Source organism: Cobetia sp. cqz5-12, assembly GCF_016495405.1.
Classification (GTDB): Bacteria; Pseudomonadota; Gammaproteobacteria; order Pseudomonadales; family Halomonadaceae; genus Cobetia.
Window position 1 is genome coordinate 2,506,303 of the sequence record NZ_CP044522.1, and the last position, 16,634, is coordinate 2,522,936.

Annotated in this window: 13 protein-coding genes; 5 read left to right on the forward strand and 8 right to left on the reverse strand. The window is 62.1% G+C overall.

Going from position 1 to position 16,634, the window contains the following annotated elements; all coding sequences use genetic code 11:
* Positions 1 to 48 precede the first annotated feature (48 nt).
* The 7 genes from F8A90_RS10485 to F8A90_RS10515 all read right to left on the reverse strand — a co-directional run bounded on the left by F8A90_RS10485 (position 49) and on the right by F8A90_RS10515 (position 6,604).
* Positions 49 to 954 (reverse strand): hypothetical protein, encoded by a 906-nt coding sequence (locus F8A90_RS10485; RefSeq protein WP_200017084.1) that lies wholly within the window; start codon positions 952 to 954, stop codon positions 49 to 51.
* A gap of 80 nt (positions 955 to 1,034) precedes the next feature.
* Positions 1,035 to 1,586: a hypothetical protein gene (locus tag F8A90_RS10490; protein WP_200017086.1), complete on the reverse strand. Its 552-nt coding sequence runs from the start codon at positions 1,584 to 1,586 to the stop codon at positions 1,035 to 1,037.
* Positions 1,583 to 2,203, reverse strand: coding sequence for a HupE/UreJ family protein (locus F8A90_RS10495; protein WP_200017088.1), 621 nt, complete (start codon positions 2,201 to 2,203; stop codon positions 1,583 to 1,585). The genes F8A90_RS10490 and F8A90_RS10495 overlap by 4 nt, the downstream gene beginning before the upstream one ends.
* Positions 2,204 to 2,410: 207 nt before the next feature.
* Complete coding sequence (locus tag F8A90_RS10500) at positions 2,411 to 3,421, reverse strand: YHYH protein (RefSeq protein WP_200017089.1); 1,011 nt, start codon at positions 3,419 to 3,421, stop codon at positions 2,411 to 2,413.
* Positions 3,422 to 3,770: 349 nt separating this feature from the next.
* A complete protein-coding gene (locus F8A90_RS10505) occupies positions 3,771 to 4,121 on the reverse strand; it encodes a hypothetical protein (RefSeq protein WP_200017090.1) in 351 nt (116 codons plus the stop codon).
* A gap of 149 nt (positions 4,122 to 4,270) precedes the next feature.
* The gene (locus F8A90_RS10510) at positions 4,271 to 5,314 is read right to left on the reverse strand and encodes a YHYH protein (RefSeq protein ID WP_200017091.1); all 1,044 of its coding nucleotides are present in this window, start codon (positions 5,312 to 5,314) and stop codon (positions 4,271 to 4,273) included.
* A 333-nt stretch (positions 5,315 to 5,647) separates the two neighbouring features.
* Complete coding sequence (locus tag F8A90_RS10515; protein ID WP_200017092.1) at positions 5,648 to 6,604, reverse strand: GlxA family transcriptional regulator; 957 nt, start codon at positions 6,602 to 6,604, stop codon at positions 5,648 to 5,650.
* A 540-nt stretch (positions 6,605 to 7,144) separates the two neighbouring features.
* Between F8A90_RS10515 and F8A90_RS10520 the strand changes: the two genes are divergently transcribed.
* The 5 genes from F8A90_RS10520 (at position 7,145) to tdh (ending at position 15,552) form a co-directional block, all read left to right on the forward strand.
* On the forward strand, positions 7,145 to 8,962 hold the full coding sequence (locus F8A90_RS10520; RefSeq protein ID WP_233593279.1) for a BCCT family transporter: 1,818 nt from the start codon (positions 7,145 to 7,147) through the stop codon (positions 8,960 to 8,962).
* 552 nt (positions 8,963 to 9,514) lie between these two features.
* A complete protein-coding gene (locus F8A90_RS10525; protein ID WP_200017093.1) occupies positions 9,515 to 11,212 on the forward strand; it encodes a BCCT family transporter in 1,698 nt (565 codons plus the stop codon).
* Positions 11,213 to 11,492: 280 nt separating this feature from the next.
* The gene (locus F8A90_RS10530) at positions 11,493 to 12,971 is read left to right on the forward strand and encodes a BCCT family transporter (protein WP_200017094.1); all 1,479 of its coding nucleotides are present in this window, start codon (positions 11,493 to 11,495) and stop codon (positions 12,969 to 12,971) included.
* A gap of 320 nt (positions 12,972 to 13,291) precedes the next feature.
* Entirely contained in the window at positions 13,292 to 14,530 is a 1,239-nt protein-coding gene (locus F8A90_RS10535) for a glycine C-acetyltransferase (protein WP_200017095.1), read from the forward strand.
* A complete protein-coding gene (gene tdh / locus F8A90_RS10540; protein WP_200017096.1) occupies positions 14,527 to 15,552 on the forward strand; it encodes an L-threonine 3-dehydrogenase in 1,026 nt (341 codons plus the stop codon). The genes F8A90_RS10535 and tdh overlap by 4 nt, the downstream gene beginning before the upstream one ends.
* Before the next feature lie 15 nt (positions 15,553 to 15,567).
* Here tdh and F8A90_RS10545 read toward each other — a convergent pair whose 3' ends face one another.
* A complete protein-coding gene (locus F8A90_RS10545; RefSeq protein WP_200017097.1) occupies positions 15,568 to 16,509 on the reverse strand; it encodes a LysR family transcriptional regulator in 942 nt (313 codons plus the stop codon).
* Positions 16,510 to 16,634: the final 125 nt, after the last annotated feature.

Below are 16,634 nucleotides of genomic sequence, written 5' to 3' on the forward strand. Positions count from 1 at the left end.
TCTGAGTGAAAAGGCTCGGTGATCACCGCGCGAGCGTCAAGCCGTGGCCTAAGTCTTCAGGCTGGCCGGTGACGTGAAGCGCAGCTCGATGGCAACCGGGCACTGACGGATACGCTGATGCCACTCCTGCTCCAGCCGCTCCCGCGTCATGTCCTGAGGCGAATCATCCGTCAGCACGACCACGACGATCAACCTGAAATTGGCCTCCAGGGTGCGATCCGCCAGCAGCGCTTCGTAGAGCAGACTTTGCAGCATCGTCTGCGCTCTGGCGTAGTGCTTCAACACCTTCACTTCAATGAACGTGAAGGGGGCGCTTTCCCCCTCGAGCAGCGCATCAAAGCAGGCATCGGTTTCGCCCACACGCACATGCCGCGTCATCTCGCCGCTCGCACCACCACCGGCAGCGGAGGATTCCTGCATCTGACGCAGCACCGCATCCTTCAGCTGGGTCATCTGCTGGCGATGATGGTCCAGATGCTCGATACGCGATAACGGCATCTTCTCATCGGCGCTGTCCTGCGGACTCAACAGCTGAGCGACGTCGGCATCGTCGACGGCCTGCCCGCTATCCTCAGCGGTGGCTGACACCTGAGCCTCGGCGTCTGCTCCGCCTTGCTGCCAATCACTCTCCCCCAGCGATTCATGCACCTCGCGAGTCAGACGCTGCTCCTGCTCGGCTGGCGACAACGTGCGCATGAAGGAGCGGTCCTTGTCGTAATCTCCCGGCGCATACAACTTGCCGTGATGCTTGGTCACGAGTCGATAGAACACCGCCAGCACCAGCAGCGGAAACACCACGATGAAACCGATCAATGGCCAACGCTCCGCCACTGTCAGCGTCTCGGCCGCCGAATTCAGCAGCAGACTCGCGAAGCCATAGATCAACGAGATGAACAACGCGATGATCCCCAGCGGGTTTCGCGCCAACTGCCTGGCATATTTCATGAACTGCATACGCGCTCCATTCCTTGGGGCTTACTGAGGGCATCCTCATGCAATGGGGGCGAGCAGCCTGATAATGCAAGAGACCAGACTCACCACTGCATCACGATGAATGTGAGCGTCATCACGCCGATGGCGACCAACCAGGCACCCAGCACGCGTTGGGCGATGACGAAAGCCGACTCGGGGAGCAAGCGCCCGGCCAGTGCAAAAATCCCCCACCCGGCGACAACGATGAGGAGTATGGCGGTCATCACGCCCAGCAGTATTGCCACGGGCGTGGTGGCCACGTCATGCCCGACGAACAGCAGGGCGACCACCAGCGCCGACAACGTTGCCGGGACACGCGACATCAGCGCCCTCCCCCATGGCGTGCGCAACGGTAGATGAATCGACACCAGCAAGGCCATGACGATCGCAAAGCCCACAACCGCCATCACCAGCGAATCCGGCGCGTAAAGCGACACCACGATTCCCAGCACCATGGCATTGATCAGACGCAGGAGAGCGCGCAGCCAGTCGCCAGTCGTGAAGCGGCTCTGACAGGCAACGCCCACCAGACTGGCCGTCAGCAGTAGATAAAGAATCACCGGGCTTCCGGTGGCGGCGCGAACACCCAACAGCCATTGATCCCACATCATCATGCCAGGGCCTCCATCAGGAAGTAGACGCCCAACAGCGCCGTCAGAATTCCCAATCCGCGCAGCAACATGCCCTGACGGAAACGTTCCGCCATGATGCCAACGCCGATACCCGCGGCATGCAGACTGCCGGTAGCCAACATGAAGCCCATCGCAAAGGCAAAGGGATCAGACGCCAGGGGCAACTCTGCCCCGTGGGCGTAGCCATGACAGATCGCAAATACCGAGACGACCAGACAGGCGAGCCATAGCGGCAATGCGACCCGCCATACGATGAAGGCGCCGAGGACCAGTGCAGAAAGCGCGATACCGATCTCGATGCCCGGCAGCGCCAGACCCACGATGCCGACCACACTCCCCAGCGCCATGATCATCGGGAAGACGACCGGCAGCAGCCAGGTGGCGGGCCGACCGAGAATCACGCCCCACAGGCCCACCGCCACCATGGCCGTGAAGTGATCAAGCCCCGTCAGAGGATGCAGAAAGCCCGCGGCAAAGCCACCGACGGAGTCGGTATCGACATGGGCGTGCGCAGCCCCGGAAAACAAGATCAGCAACAGGCCCAGACGGGAGATGGCTGCCCGCGTGAGTCGCGGCGCGGAAAAACGGGTGAACGTCATGAGGTAACAATCCTTCGGTGAAAAGCATGAAGCCCCGCGGCAATGCAGATCTCTCGCACGGCCGCAGGGCTTCTTCATACAGCACGCTATGTCATACAGCACTTGTGCTCAGGCAGTCCGCGCGACTGTCGGCAAGGTGGCGGGCCAGGCTGCCACTCCAAGCCGCCGCCCCAAGCTTCCACTCGGCAGCCTGATGAACATCCGCTTCTACTGCTCGCTGGATGCCTGAGATGGGGCCTCTGACGGCTGATCAGACTCCGGGCGATCAGACGTGCCTTTCTTCGGCCCACCCGGGCCACCCGGGCCGGGGCCCTGGCCCGGTATGCGCGGCGAGCCGATGCCCATGCTGGCCGTGGTCACGAAGTTGCCCTTGGCGACCACGCCCTTCAGGCACTTGGGCAGATTCGGGAACTCGTCGGTGGCGTGATAATGGTACTCACCCTCGGGGTGGCGCTCGGTCGGGCCGAAGTGACCATTGCAGCTGTCGAGGTCCGTCGGGACGCTGCCGCCGGCATCCTGGGTGCCGAACATCGGGTAGCCATCAAAGGCGTAGGCAAACTGAGCGGTATGGCTCTGTGGCAGCTGACAGTGGGCATCGACACCATGCTCGTCATAGAGGGTGTCGATATCGGTCGCCGTGGCGTGCCAGTGATACCAGCCACCGGGATCGACATGCCCGCCACAGGTATCCAGCGCCGGCAGATTGCCGGTGTCCAGCACTGATGGGGCGTCAGCGAAGATCGGCACGCCATCCAGGGCGAGACCGATCTTGGCGACGGTGCCCAGCGGCGTGGGCTTGGCAGCCTCGACCGGCTCGAGGGGCAGCAGCACGGTCATCTCGACGCTATCATCCTCGGCCACGTTGAGACAGTTGTTGGCCTCGACCGGCGTCTTGCTCAGATCCGTCATGATGTGAAGCGATTCGTCATCATCATGGAAATGAAAACCGAGCGTATCAAGCATCTCGAAAAAGGCGCGATCCAGACGATAGAGCCCCGGGTTCTCGCCATCCCAGTCCCAGATACCCCCCTCATCATCCAGAGATGGCGGGCAGAACGGGCCGGTTTTCAGGCCATCCGGCTTGTACTTGACCACCAGACGGGTGCACTGGGCCTGCGTGCCATTTTCCAGCGTACAGCTCACCGTTTCAGGGGCCTTCACCAGTGCGGCCGAAGAGAATTGGCTCGGCACGACTTCAGCGTGAGCCGCGCCGGCCATGAGCATCGCGATCGATGCTGACAGTACTGAAGCAGACAGTACTGAAGCAGACAGTACTGAAGCGGGCAAGCGTGCCTTGTGCCGCAAGGCAGCTGCACGATGTGGAGGTGTGAAGGTCATTCAATGACTCCTGAGATGACGCTTGAGCATCGCGGTAAGCGCAAGATGTCACCGCGACAGAAAGGGTGAATCAATCAGAACGCAGGCAAAAGAGCAGCGCTTCATTCAACAATCAAGCAATGACAAGCGGCAGCCCACAGACAGCAACGCCCGCCCTCTGATCCCATGCAACATCATCAGAGTGGCGGGCGAAGCATTCACGGTGCATGCGGCGCAGGCGCCTTCAGCCTCAGCGTTCCGCTGGGCCACCCGGCGGCTTGGCACCCTCGGGCAGACAGGCAAGGCCTTCGCCGCCATCGGCCGGCGCGTCACCTGATGCCCCCGGGCCAGGACCGCCCTCGGGCGGTGCAATGCACTGACCGGGGATCAGATCCTGCTGACCTTGCACCTGAATCTGACACTGGTCTCCCACCTGCTTGGCGACACATGCCTCCAACGCTTCCTGAGGCGGCTTGCCGCGCGGCGGTTGCTGCGCCGCACTCACGGCACTGACTGCCAGCAGGGTGCCGGTGATGGCAAACATTGCGCCCCTGCGGACGATGGCATCACTTGCGCCAGAGAGACCAGAAAGCTTCATCATGCTCGTTCCTTGTGTATTCGTGCGGATCAACGCAGGGTGCCGCCAGAGTGTGCAGGCAATATGTCAGAAAGCCGCAACCACGCCGACAACCCGGGGCACCCTCTGCACTCGCAAGGGCTCCCCCATGCACACAAGAGAAACCTTCGGCCTCACGCCTCGTCGTGAGGCCTTTGCCCTTCAGGCCCGCCCCCGGGCGGCCCTCCTGCCGGGCGTTCATCTGCCTTGCAGACCGCATCCGGTGAGTCGAGCGCACAGCCGATCTCACCCTTGAAGCAGCCCAGGATCTCGTTCTTCTCGGCACTGTTGCCGTGATAGTGATAGCCGATTCCTGCGGCGACGTGACCACTGCAGGCATCCAGCTCGGCCTTTTCAGCCTCCTCACCGGTCAGCCTGGCCAGGATCGGGTAACCGTCCATCGCGAAGCCGATCATCGGGGCATCCGCTTCAGACGTCTCCTGCCTGGGGCTACAGCCATTGGCACCGTGGTAGTGATAGCCCACGTGCAGATTCACATGCCCGCCGCAATCGTCGAACGGGGCCAGAGTATGGGCAGCGAGAATCGCATCCTGCGGCGCTGCGGCATCGAATCTGACGCCGTTGAAGGCGATACCCCGTGGGCCTGGCGTGCGCCCTGTCGCCTCTTCCTGACGGACAACAGGCACCAAGGGCAGCACATAGGTGGTCTCGACGACCTCATCCATGTATTCCGTGCGGCATTCCACGCAGTAGTTGTTGTACTCCTCGGCCACATCCGGCCGCGCCGCCTGATCACACGCGGTTCTGGTATCGGTGACGTGCACCTTGCCGGTGTCCTCATCGAACAGCTGCCACTCGGGGTCATCATAGAAAGTGGCCAGATTCTCGATGAAGGCACCATCGACATCGTATTGCTTGCCGTCGCGCACCCAGATACCGCCCTTCTCGGCACCCTCCGCGATATTGCCGGGACACCAGGGGCCCATTTGATCAGCGGCCAGCGAGTTCTTGAGCGTGATGCTGAAACACTGGGTCTCGGTACCCCCGGACAGCGTGCAATCCACTACCTCGGGGCCTGCGACGATGCTGTCGGCATCGAACATCGACTTGAGGGTAGCCAGGCGCTCGCTCATGTCGGTGCCATGGGCCATGGCGGTCGTGGAGGCCATCAAGGCGATGGCACTCCCCAATAGCAGCTTGCTTGTCAGATGCTTCATTCCCCATCCCCTTGTCATTGCAAAAGTCGCTCTCATGCCTCTGCAGGCCACATGCAGCTATCACTCACCCGCGGCAAACGCCGGCTGAAACCTCGTACTTCATCCAGCACAAGACGCACCCTGCCCGACAGCATGGCATCTCAAGGCGTGGATACCCGCCATCTAACAGCCATTCCCATCAGTCACGCTTTTAATACGCGGGTATGACAGCCGCATGAGGACCACCGACAGAAGCCAGTGAAAAGAGCCGATCGCACGCAAGGTGGCGCACGAACTTGCAGCAATTGTTGAAAGCATCGCCCGTGTCTTGAAAGCAGCACCTTTGGCCAGGCCTCACCGCGTCTGGCGCGGGGAGTGCCCGAAGTGATTGCGGTAGGCACGCGAGAAGCTGGAACTGGAGGTAAAACCGCTCGACAGCCCGACCGAGAGAATATCGAGGTCGGTTTCCTTGAGCAGGTGCCGCGCCCGCTCCAGGCGCAGCCGCAGGTACCAGGCTCGCGGCGAGGTGGAAAGCTCCTGCTCGAACAGGCGCTGCAACTGTCTCAGCGAGATGCGACAACGCTTTGCCAGTTCCTCCAGTGACAAGGGGGTATCCAGGTGCTGCTCCATCAGGGCGACCGCATCCACCAACTGGCGCTTGTGGGTGCCCAGGCGGCGCGCCAGCGTCATGCGCTGCTGGTCGGTTCGTGTGCGCATGCGGTCGTGCACCAGCTGCTCCGAGACATCCACTGCCAGCGCGGTGCCGTGTCGGCGGGCAATCACATCCAGTGCCATGTCCATCGCGGCTGCCCCACCGGCACAGGAAAAGCGGCGCGCGCCCAGCTCGAACAGCTCATCCGAGGTGCTGATGGTCGGGAAGCGCTCACGAAACGCCGGCAGGCTTTCCCAATGCAGTGTGACGCGCTCACCGTCCAGCAGTCCTGCCGCCGCCAACAGAAAACAGCCGGTATCCAGGCCGCCCAGTACACAGCCTCCCCCATCGAGACGATGCAGCCAGCCCGTCAGGGCGCGATTGAGGTGCGCCTCTGGCTCGAAACCGCTGCACACCGCCAGCGAAGGCAGGGAGCGAATATCGAGAATGCTGTGGTCGGCGACCAGCGTCATGCCACTGGAAGACGTGACCGGCTGGCCATCCTCACTGATGAGCAACCAGCGAAACAGCGGCTTGCCGCTGATGCGGTTGGCGATGCGTAGAGGCTCCACGGCCGCGAAGAACGCCATCATCGAGAAGCGTGGCAGCAAGAGAAAACCGATGGTTTCCGGTAGCGGGCCGATGTAATCGAGTCGCATCGTGCAGTGGCTCCAGAGAATGAAAGGTGTAATCCGCCCTGCTCGTCGGCTGAGCGCAAACAGAGTCAATGACGTCGTGAGGGCAAGCGTCCGGGGTACAGGTTCCGCTCACGACCCCGCATCGCTTGAATGTTATCCCGAAAGCGTCTCACAGGCGGCCAACATTGTCGCTTTCGGGCAAACATGGGTCGTATCACGTCAAGAACATCATTGCATGATTTCTGCCTCTCAGGCAGCCGCGACGCCCCTGCGCGATAGTCCCTTCCAATGAGTCGGCGTGACCAAATGGACTCGCTGGCGAACACGCTCTTGCGATACAGCCAATTTTCCAGAAGCTGTAGCCATCAAAATCAATTCCATACATAATATATTGTAATGCTTTGAAGGGGTTAGCGTCTTCCCTCGTCTCTCGACAAGCATTCACATCTTCATCTCGTTGCCTTATCGACAACAATTTTTTCGCGACAGATGGACGGTCATTCCGCCGTGACCGCGACAGGGAACGCTGGCCCTACGACCAGCTCGAACAGGAGATATTGCGTGACCCCACCTCAGCCTGATCCCGCCTCACCTGACAATTCCAGTACCAAAAACGCCACCGCTAAAGACACCACCTCTAACAACACCACCTCCAACACCACCACCTCTGACGGCAGCGCCGCGCCAGTCGTCGGCTCTCAGCGCTACCATTCGCCGGACCTGAGCCTGCGCGTCGAGACCTCGGGCCCGCTCAAAGGCATGCACAAGGGCATGACCCTGACCTCCGCCGGCCTGCTGCTGCTTTTCGTTCTCGCCACCGGCCTGGCCCCCGAGCTGTCCTCCAGTCTGTTCGGCGCCGCACGCGCCTGGATCGAATCCACCTTCGGCACCTATTACCTGGTGACCATCGTCGGTCTGATCGGCCTGTGCATTGCCCTCGTCTTCTCCCCTTGGGGCAAGCTGCGCCTGGGCGCGCCGGATAGCCGCCCTGAATTCTCGCGCTTCACTTGGGTCTCGATGCTGCTCTCGGCAGGCGTCGGGATCGGCATCCTGTTCTTCGGCGTCGCCGAACCGATGTTCTACTTCGACAACTCCGGCGGCTTCGGGTATCCCAACAATCCGCACGCAGACCTCGCCGGTCATATGGCGATGGATCACGCCCGCGCCGTCGACGCGCTCAAGCTGGCCTTCTTCCATTGGGGCCTGCACGGCTGGGCGGTCTATGTCATCGTCGGCATGACGCTGGCCTACTTCGCCTATCGCCGCAATCTACCGCTGGCACTGCGCTCCGCGCTCTATCCGCTGATCGGTGACCGCATCTACGGCCCCATCGGCCATGCCGTCGACATCATGGGGGTTCTGGGCTGCGTGTTCGGTATCGCCACCTCGCTGGGACTGGGCGTCAGTCAGATCGCCGTCGGCCTCAACCGCCTGACCGGTATCGACTCGGGTATCGGCACCCAAGTCGTATTGATCGCGATCATCAGTGTCATCTCCATCGCCTCGGCGGTCTCCGGCGTCCAGCGCGGCATCCGCATCATTTCCGAATTGAATGTCGGCGTGTCCGTCATCGTGGTCGGCAGCTTCCTGATCGGCGGCCCGACCCTGTGGCTGATCAGCATGTTCGGCGAGACGGTCGTCTCCTATGTACGTGACGTCATTCCCATGGGGTTGTGGGTCGCGAGCACACCGGTCGAGCGCGACTGGCAGGATGCCTGGACCATCTTCTACTGGGCATGGTGGCTAGCATGGGCACCGTTCATCGGTCTGTTCATCGCGCGTATCTCCAAGGGCCGCACCCTGCGTGAATTCATCCTCGGCGTGCTGATTGCCCCGCCGCTGATCATCTTCATCTGGCAGACCCTGTTTGGCGGCACCGCACTGCATCAGGAACTGAACGCGGCCATGGGCCCGGGCACCGGCCAGCTGATGGGCATGATTCGCGACTGGAATCTGCCAGAGGCACTGTTCGCCACCGCCGATGCGCTGGTAAGCAACGACATCCTCAGCACTGTGCTGACGTCGCTGCTGATCTTCCTGCTGATCAGCTGGTTCGTCACCAGCTCCGATTCCAGCACCCTGGTCATCACCACCATCCTGTCGATGGGCGATGAAGACCCGCTGCCGCGTCACCGCATCTTCTGGGGTGTCTGCATCGGCTCCGTCGCGGCGGTGCTACTGATGGCAGGCGGGCTCAAGGCGCTGCAGACGGTCCTGATGGCTGCTGCCTTGCCGGTCAGCTTCGTGATCCTCGCCATGACGCTTGGCCTGCTGGTCGCGCTGGTCGATGAATCGCGCAGCGTGATCAAATCGCGTCGTCAGCCGAAGACCGGCCCGCAAGCCACGCCGCGAACGGCCAGCCAGACCAACGCGGGCTAGGCCCTCTGCCAGTGATTTCGTAATGCAAGGCTCCATGACGCAAGCGTAGAGAGGGCAGCGTGGCGCTCTCGGCACTTGCACCGGCATCACAGGCTCATTGGCCCGCATTTATCTGATTCGTGTGACCACAGCATCACCAATGCCCGCTCAGGCCAACACCTGAGCGGGCATTGTCATTTCTGGCGTCTTTTGCATGCTCTTGACGTCGCGTTGCGGCAAACAGGCGTCGCTTGCTTACAACGCCCATACACCGCGCCTGACTAGTCTGGAAGGGCGCAACCGTCTGCCTGACAGCCAGTTGCATTGCTGACAGGACATTGACCGAAAAAGTGCCCAGTCAGGCAAGCATCACGCACTCTGCGTTCTCGAAATGGGCCTCCCCCGGCATTGGCCTGATCGTGAATACCATCTCCCCACTTCAGCCACCGGCCTTACTCGTATCGATTCCGCTCTAAAGGCCTCAAGACACTCAGGCCGCAGCAGGAGCGACAGTTCAAACAGCAATTGAAACAACAGCTCACACAACAACTACAACAATTCAGGAGTCTTCTCATGGCAGCGACAGACCATGATCCGCTCGGTGATCCCGCACGACACCCTTCGCAAGACAATGCCCTCACGGCACATCTCCAGGTGGAAACCAGCGGCCCGCTCAAGGGCATGCACAAGGGCATGACCCTGACCTCGGCCGGCCTGTTGCTGGCGTTCGTCGTCGGGGCCGGTCTCTCACCCGATGGAGCGGCCGCCATCTTCGGTGCCGCGCGCAGCTGGATCGAACATACCTTCGGCACCTACTACCTGGTGCTGGTGGTCGCGATGATCGCCCTGTCGCTGGTACTGGTGTGCTCGCCCTGGGGCAGCCTGCGCCTCGGCCCCAAGGACAGTGTCCCGGAATTCTCGCGCTTCACCTGGATCTCAATGTTGCTCTCGGCAGGTGTCGGCATCGGCGTGCTGTTCTTCGGTGTCGCGGAGCCGATGTTCTATTTCGACAATTCCGGTGGCTTCGGCTATCCCAACAATCCGCATGCGGACCTGGCCGGCGCGACCGCCATGGATCACGCCCGCGCCGTCGAGGCACTCAAGGTGGCCTTCTTCCACTGGGGGCTACATGGCTGGGCGATCTACGGCATGGTCGGCATGACGCTGGCCTACTTCGCCTATCGCAAGAAACTGCCGTTGGCGCTGCGCTCGGCGCTCTATCCGCTGATCGGTGACCGCATCTACGGCCCGATCGGCCATGCCGTCGACATCATGGGCGTGCTGGGCTGCGTGTTCGGTATCGCCACCTCACTGGGTCTGGGCGTCAGCCAGATCGCGGTCGGCCTCAATCGCCTTACCGGACTGGATGCCGGCATCGGCACGCAGCTGGCGCTGATCGTCGCGATCAGTGCGATCTCCATCGCCTCGGCGGTTTCCGGCATCAAGCGCGGGATTCGCTTCATCTCCGAGCTGAACATCGGCGTGTCGGTCCTCGTGGTCGGCAGCTTCCTGATCGGTGGCCCGACGCTATGGCTGATCTCACTGTTCGGCGAGACGCTGCTGGCCTATCTGCGCGACGTGGTGCCGATGGGGCTGTGGGTCGCCGAGACCGCGGGAGAAAACAGCTGGCAGGTCGGCTGGACCATCTTCTACTGGGCCTGGTGGCTGGCATGGGCACCGTTCATCGGTCTGTTCATCGCCCGCATCTCCAAGGGCCGCACCCTGCGTGAATTCATTCTGGGCGTGCTGATCGCACCGCCGCTGATCATCTTCATCTGGCAGGCGCTGTTCGGCGGTACCGGTCTGCATCAGGAGCTGACGGCCACGATGGGGGCCGGCAGCGGTGAACTGATGGCACTGGTGCGCAACTGGAATCTGCCCGAAGCGCTGTTCGCCACCGCCGATGCCCTGGCGGGCAACAGCGTGCTGAGCGTCATCCTGTCGTCTCTGCTGATCTTCCTGCTGATCAGCTGGTTCGTGACCAGCTCCGACTCCAGCACCCTGGTGGTTACCACCATCCTGTCGCTGGGCGATGAGGAGCCGCTGGCGCGTCACCGTATCTTCTGGGGCATCTGCATCGGACTGGTGGCCGGTACCTTGTTGATGGCGGGCGGACTCAAGGCACTGCAGACCATTCTGATGGCCGCCGCCTTGCCGATGAGCTTCGTGATCGTGGCGATGACGCTGGGCCTCTTGGTGGCGCTCTATCAGGAATCCGGCAACGCGCTGAAAAGGTTCAAGAAACCCGCCCAGCATCACACAGGCCCCTGAGCCCGCTCAAAGCCTCTCACTCGACCCGAGCCCGTCGTGCCAGCAGGCAACGGCGGGTCTTGAGGCACGCCTTTCACGTCAGGCGTCCCACGAGACTCATAATGTCGTGTTATGGCAAATACTGGTCGCCAATAACCAAAAATTAACCAGAGGGCAAGATAGGCTTATGAGGTCCTTGCCACCCACAGGAGTCAGCCATCGATATCTGCCCTCTCTTGACGACTTCTTGCTGCCGTCAGCTTGCCAGTTCGACAACAATAACTTCAGGAATCGCGCTCACATGACGACCGACACTTCCTCCTCTCGCCAGCCCGAGGCCACCACGGATGCCGTCTGCGGCCTGGGGGACACGGACTCCGCCAAGGGCAAGTACCTGACCTCGATCGCCACCGTGGCGGTCATCATGCTGCTGATCGGTGCCGCCGCCCTCTTCCCGACGGGATTCCTCGCAGCCCTCGACACCGTCAAGACCTCGGTGATCGGCAATCTCGGCTTCATCTTCACCTGGCCGGCCTTCGCTATCTCGCTGGTGATGGTCGCGGTGTGCTTCACGCCGCTGGGCAAGCTGCGCTTCGGTGAAGGCGAACCGGAATTCCACACCCTGAGCTGGATGGGCATGCTGTTTGCCACCGGCATGGGCATCGGCCTGCTCACCTGGGGCGTGCTGGAGCCCAAATACCATACCGATGCCGGACAGAGCACCGACATGGCACTGCTCAATGCCTTCAATCATTGGGGCCTGCTTGCCTGGGCGGGCTATCTGGCCATCGGCGCGCTGTTCGCGCATGCCATGTACAACATGAAGCTGACCAAGCCCGCCGAAGAACTGCTGGGCAATGGCCTGTGGAGCAAGCTCAACCTGGTCAGCCTCGTCGTTTCCACCGTCATCGGCCTGTCGCTGTCCTTCACCTACGCGACCACCCCGATCCAGCAGGGACTGGTCAAGCTGGTCGGTATCGAATTCAGCCCGACCCTGATCATCTGCGTGCTGGCCATATGCGCCATCATCTCCTCCGCCTCTGGCCTCAAGCGCGGCATCAAGTGGCTGAGCAACTACAACACCCTGTTCGCCATCATTCTGATGATCGGCGTGCTGGTGCTGACCGTCCCCGGCGACATCCTTTCCACCTTCGTGCGTCTGGTGCCGGAATACCTGCTCAAGTACCCGGCGATGGCCACCGACATCGGCCTGGGTGATCCGGAGCGCAAGGCGTGGCTGGCCGACTGGCTGTATGCCTTCGAGGCTGCCTGGTACGGCTGGTTCATCTTCACCGGCGTCTTCGTGGCGCGCATCTCCAAGGGCCGTACCCTGCGTGGCATGGTGCTGGGGGTGATGCTGGTACCGACCCTGTTCTCGTGCCTGTGGTTCGTGGTGTTCGGGCTCGGCAGCCTCAGTCTGGGCGTCGAGGACGTGTTCAAGCTGATCGATACCATCGACACCACCGGCATCCTCTCGGTGATACTGACGCTCAACATCCTGCTGTTCTTCATCACCAGTGCCGACTCGGCAGGACTGGTCTGCGAGATGCTGACCGTCAAGCGCTCACGCGCCTTCTGGATCATCGCCATGGCCGCCCTGGCCATCGTGGTCAGCTGGCTGGGCGGGGACGTCTACAAGACCCTGCTGAGCCTGATCTCGGTCGCCGCGATCCCGGTCGCCTTCGGCATCTTCGCCCTGGTGATCGCCTTCGTGATCCGCGTACGCCGTGATCGCGCCTCCCAGGCCATCCCGACATCGGCGCCACTCGCCCAGCGCTGAACCGCCATGGCGTGAGGTACGCCGCAGCGCGTGCCGACGCAATCCAGGACAACGATCTGGCGCGACGCAATCTGTCGCAACGCAATCTGTCCAGCACAACGGCCCTGCCCTCTAACGAGGTGCAGGGCCGTGTCACATCTGATGCCTGCCTTTTTTCATCACCTGCCAGGAATGGAATGGCGGGTCTTGCGCCCTCGACGCCGACAGAGCCCTGCTGTGCTGACAACGACCTACTAGGCTGAAGTGTGTGTCACCACGTTTCCCCAAGGCGTACAGCGTCCATCGGAAGCGAACAGGATCACGACAGACAGGAGCGACGCATGCCAGCTAGTTTCCACGACCACCTCAGCCGTCAGATCAATGCGCTGCATGAAGAAGGCCTCTACAAGCAGGAGCGCGAGATCACCTCGCCCCAGCGTGCCAGCATCCAGGTTTCCGCCAGTGATAAGGACGAGGGACAAGGCGCCCAGGTCATCAACTTCTGTGCCAACAACTATCTGGGCCTGGCCGATAGCCCCGAGCTGATCGCGGCCGCGCAACAGGCGCTGGAGCGTGATGGCTTCGGCATGGCCTCGGTACGCTTCATCTGCGGCACCCACCACCAGCATCGCGTGCTGGAAAAGCGCCTCGCGGCCTTTCTGGGCATGGACGATGCCATCCTCTATTCCTCGTGCTTCGATGCCAATGGTGGCCTGTTCGAGACACTCTTCGGCCCTGAAGACGCCATCATTTCCGATGCGCTCAACCACGCCTCCATCATCGACGGCGTGCGCCTGTGCAAGGCTAGCCGCTATCGCTATGCCAACAATGACATGCGCGAACTCGAGGCCCGCCTCAAGGAGGCGGACGGGGCTGGCGCACGCTTCAAGCTGATCGCCACCGATGGTGTCTTCTCGATGGATGGCGTGATCGCCAATCTCAAGGGCATCTGCGAGCTCGCCCGCCGCTACGACGCGCTGGTGATGGTGGATGACTCCCACGCCACCGGCTTTGTCGGCGAAAACGGGCGTGGCAGCCACGAATACCATGACGTGATGGATCAGATCGACATCATCACCACCACCTTCGGCAAGGCGCTGGGCGGTGCCTCGGGCGGTGTGACGGCCGCGCGCAGCCCCATCGTCGAGTGGCTGCGCCAGCGCTCACGCCCTTATCTATTCTCCAACTCGCTGGCGCCGCCCATCGTGGCGGCGACCCTCAAGGCGCTGGACAGAATCGAGGATAGCGCCGAGGCGCGCCACCAGCTGTGGGAGAACGTCGAACGCTTTCGTCGTGGCATGCAGGCCGCCGGCTTCACCCTCGCGGGTGCCGGCCACGCCATCATTCCGGTGATGATCGGCGATGCACGCCTCGCGGGCGACTTCGCCAATCGGCTGCTGGAGGCCGGCATCTACGTGATCGGGTTTTCCTATCCGGTGGTGCCCAGGGGACAGGCGCGCATTCGCACCCAGCTCTCGGCGGCGCATACCCCGGAGCAGATCGACACGGCCGTCTCGGCCTTCGCGCGCATCGGCCGCGAGATGGGCGTGATCGGGTCTGCGACGGGAGGTGATGCATGAAGGCGCTGGCCAAGCTCAAGCCCGAACCCGGGATCTGGATGACCGAGACGGCCGTGCCGGAAATCGGCCACAACGATGTGCTGATCAAGATCCGCAGGACCGCGATCTGCGGCACGGACATGCACATCTATCAGTGGGATGAGTGGTCACAGGCGACCGTGCCGGTGCCGATGGTCACCGGTCATGAGTATGCGGGGGAAATCGTCGCACTGGGCAGCGAGGTGCGCGGCTACGAGATCGGCGACCGTGTCTCAGGCGAAGGACACATCACCTGTGGCCATTGCCGCAACTGCCGCGCGGGGCGTCGCCATCTGTGCCGCAATACCGAGGGCGTGGGCGTCAACCGTCCGGGCGCCTTCGCCGAATATCTCGCTCTACCCGCCTACAACCTGTTCAAGCTGCCGGATGAGATCAGCGATGACCTGGCGGCCATCTTCGACCCTTTCGGCAACGCCGTGCATACGGCGCTGGCCTTCGATGTGGTCGGCGAGGACGTGTTGATCACCGGCGCCGGGCCCATCGGCATCATGGCGGCGGCGGTCATCCGCCATATCGGCGCCCGTCACGTGGTGATCACCGACGTGAATGACTATCGACTGGCACTGGCCAAGCAGATGGGCGCGACCCGCACCGTCAATGTCAGCCGCGAATCCCTGAAGGAGGTGATGGCGGAGCTCGACATGCATGAGGGCTTCGATGTAGTGCTGGAGATGTCCGGCGTACCCTCTGCCGTCGGTCAGATGCTCGATGTCATCAACCACGGCGGCAAGATCGCCATGCTGGGCATCCCCCCCGGCGAGATGGCCATCGACTGGACCAAGGTCATCTTCAAGGGACTGACCATCAAGGGAATCTATGGCCGTGAGATGTTCGAGACCTGGTACAAGATGGCCAGCCTGATCCAGTCAGGGCTGGATCTTACGCCCATCATCACGCACCGGTTGCCCGTCGCAGACTTCCAGCAGGGCTTCGAGATCATGGGTTCCGGTCAGTCGGGCAAGGTGGTGCTCGACTGGGGCTGAGGGCGCTTGCGCGATTCAATCTTTACGCAAGTCAATCGTTGCCTTGCGCGGCAACAGCCCGAAGGCCTCGCCCATGCCGGGGGCAGCCAAGCGCTCGAGGAACCATTTGAGCGCCTTGCCCTGACGGCCACTGCGCCAGGCAAGGGAGAGATCGATCGGCGCGCGATCCGTCTCCAGTTGCAGCACCGTGAGGCTGCCGTCTTCCAGTGATTGACGAATCCGGTGCAACGGCAGATAGCCGACGCCAAGCCCTTTGCGCTGGACGTCTATCTTCTGCGCCGTGGTCTTGACGATGATCTGACTGCGACCATCCAGCAGCCCTGAAGAGCGCCCGGGCAAGCTGCGCGAACTATCGGCCACAATGACGGTGGGATAGTCACGCAAGGCGTCGGCAGACAGCGGCTGTGGCAGATGTGTCAGCGGATGGCCGGCCGCCACGGCGAAGACCGGCTCGATCGCCCCGAACACTCGGCTCGACAACCCCGATACGGGTGCCTCGCCGGGCGCTCCGATCACCAGATCACAGCGGTTGTCGTGCAACGCTTCCCAGGCGCCCCCCATCACCTCCTCACCGAGTACCACCCGGGTACGCGGTTGGATGGCCTGAAACTCCTCCAACAGCGGATAGAGCGCGTCCGGATCAAGAATGGTATCGACACAGATACGCAGCTCGACTTCCCAGCCCGCCCCCGCCTGACGCGCCAGCGCCGTCATCTCATCGGTGGCCAGCAGAATGCGTCGCCCATGCTCCAGCACCAGGCGTCCGGCATCGGTCAGTTCGGCCTTGCGGCGCGAACGGTCGAACAGCGGTACGCCCAGCTCTTCCTCCAGCTTCTGCACCGAGTAGGAAATCGCCGAGGGCACGCGGTGCAGTGTCTCGGCGGCCGCGGCGAAACTGCCACGTCGGTCAATGGCATCCAGTACGCGCAGCGCGTCCAGCGTGATGGGTGAGACCATGATTCAAAAAATCTGATCAATCAGACCAGAATCCTCCGTTATTTTTCTGTGACATCGCATTTTATAGTAGCGCCATCGATCAGACACACTGATTGGAAAATCCACTCCTTACCTGATCCCTGGAG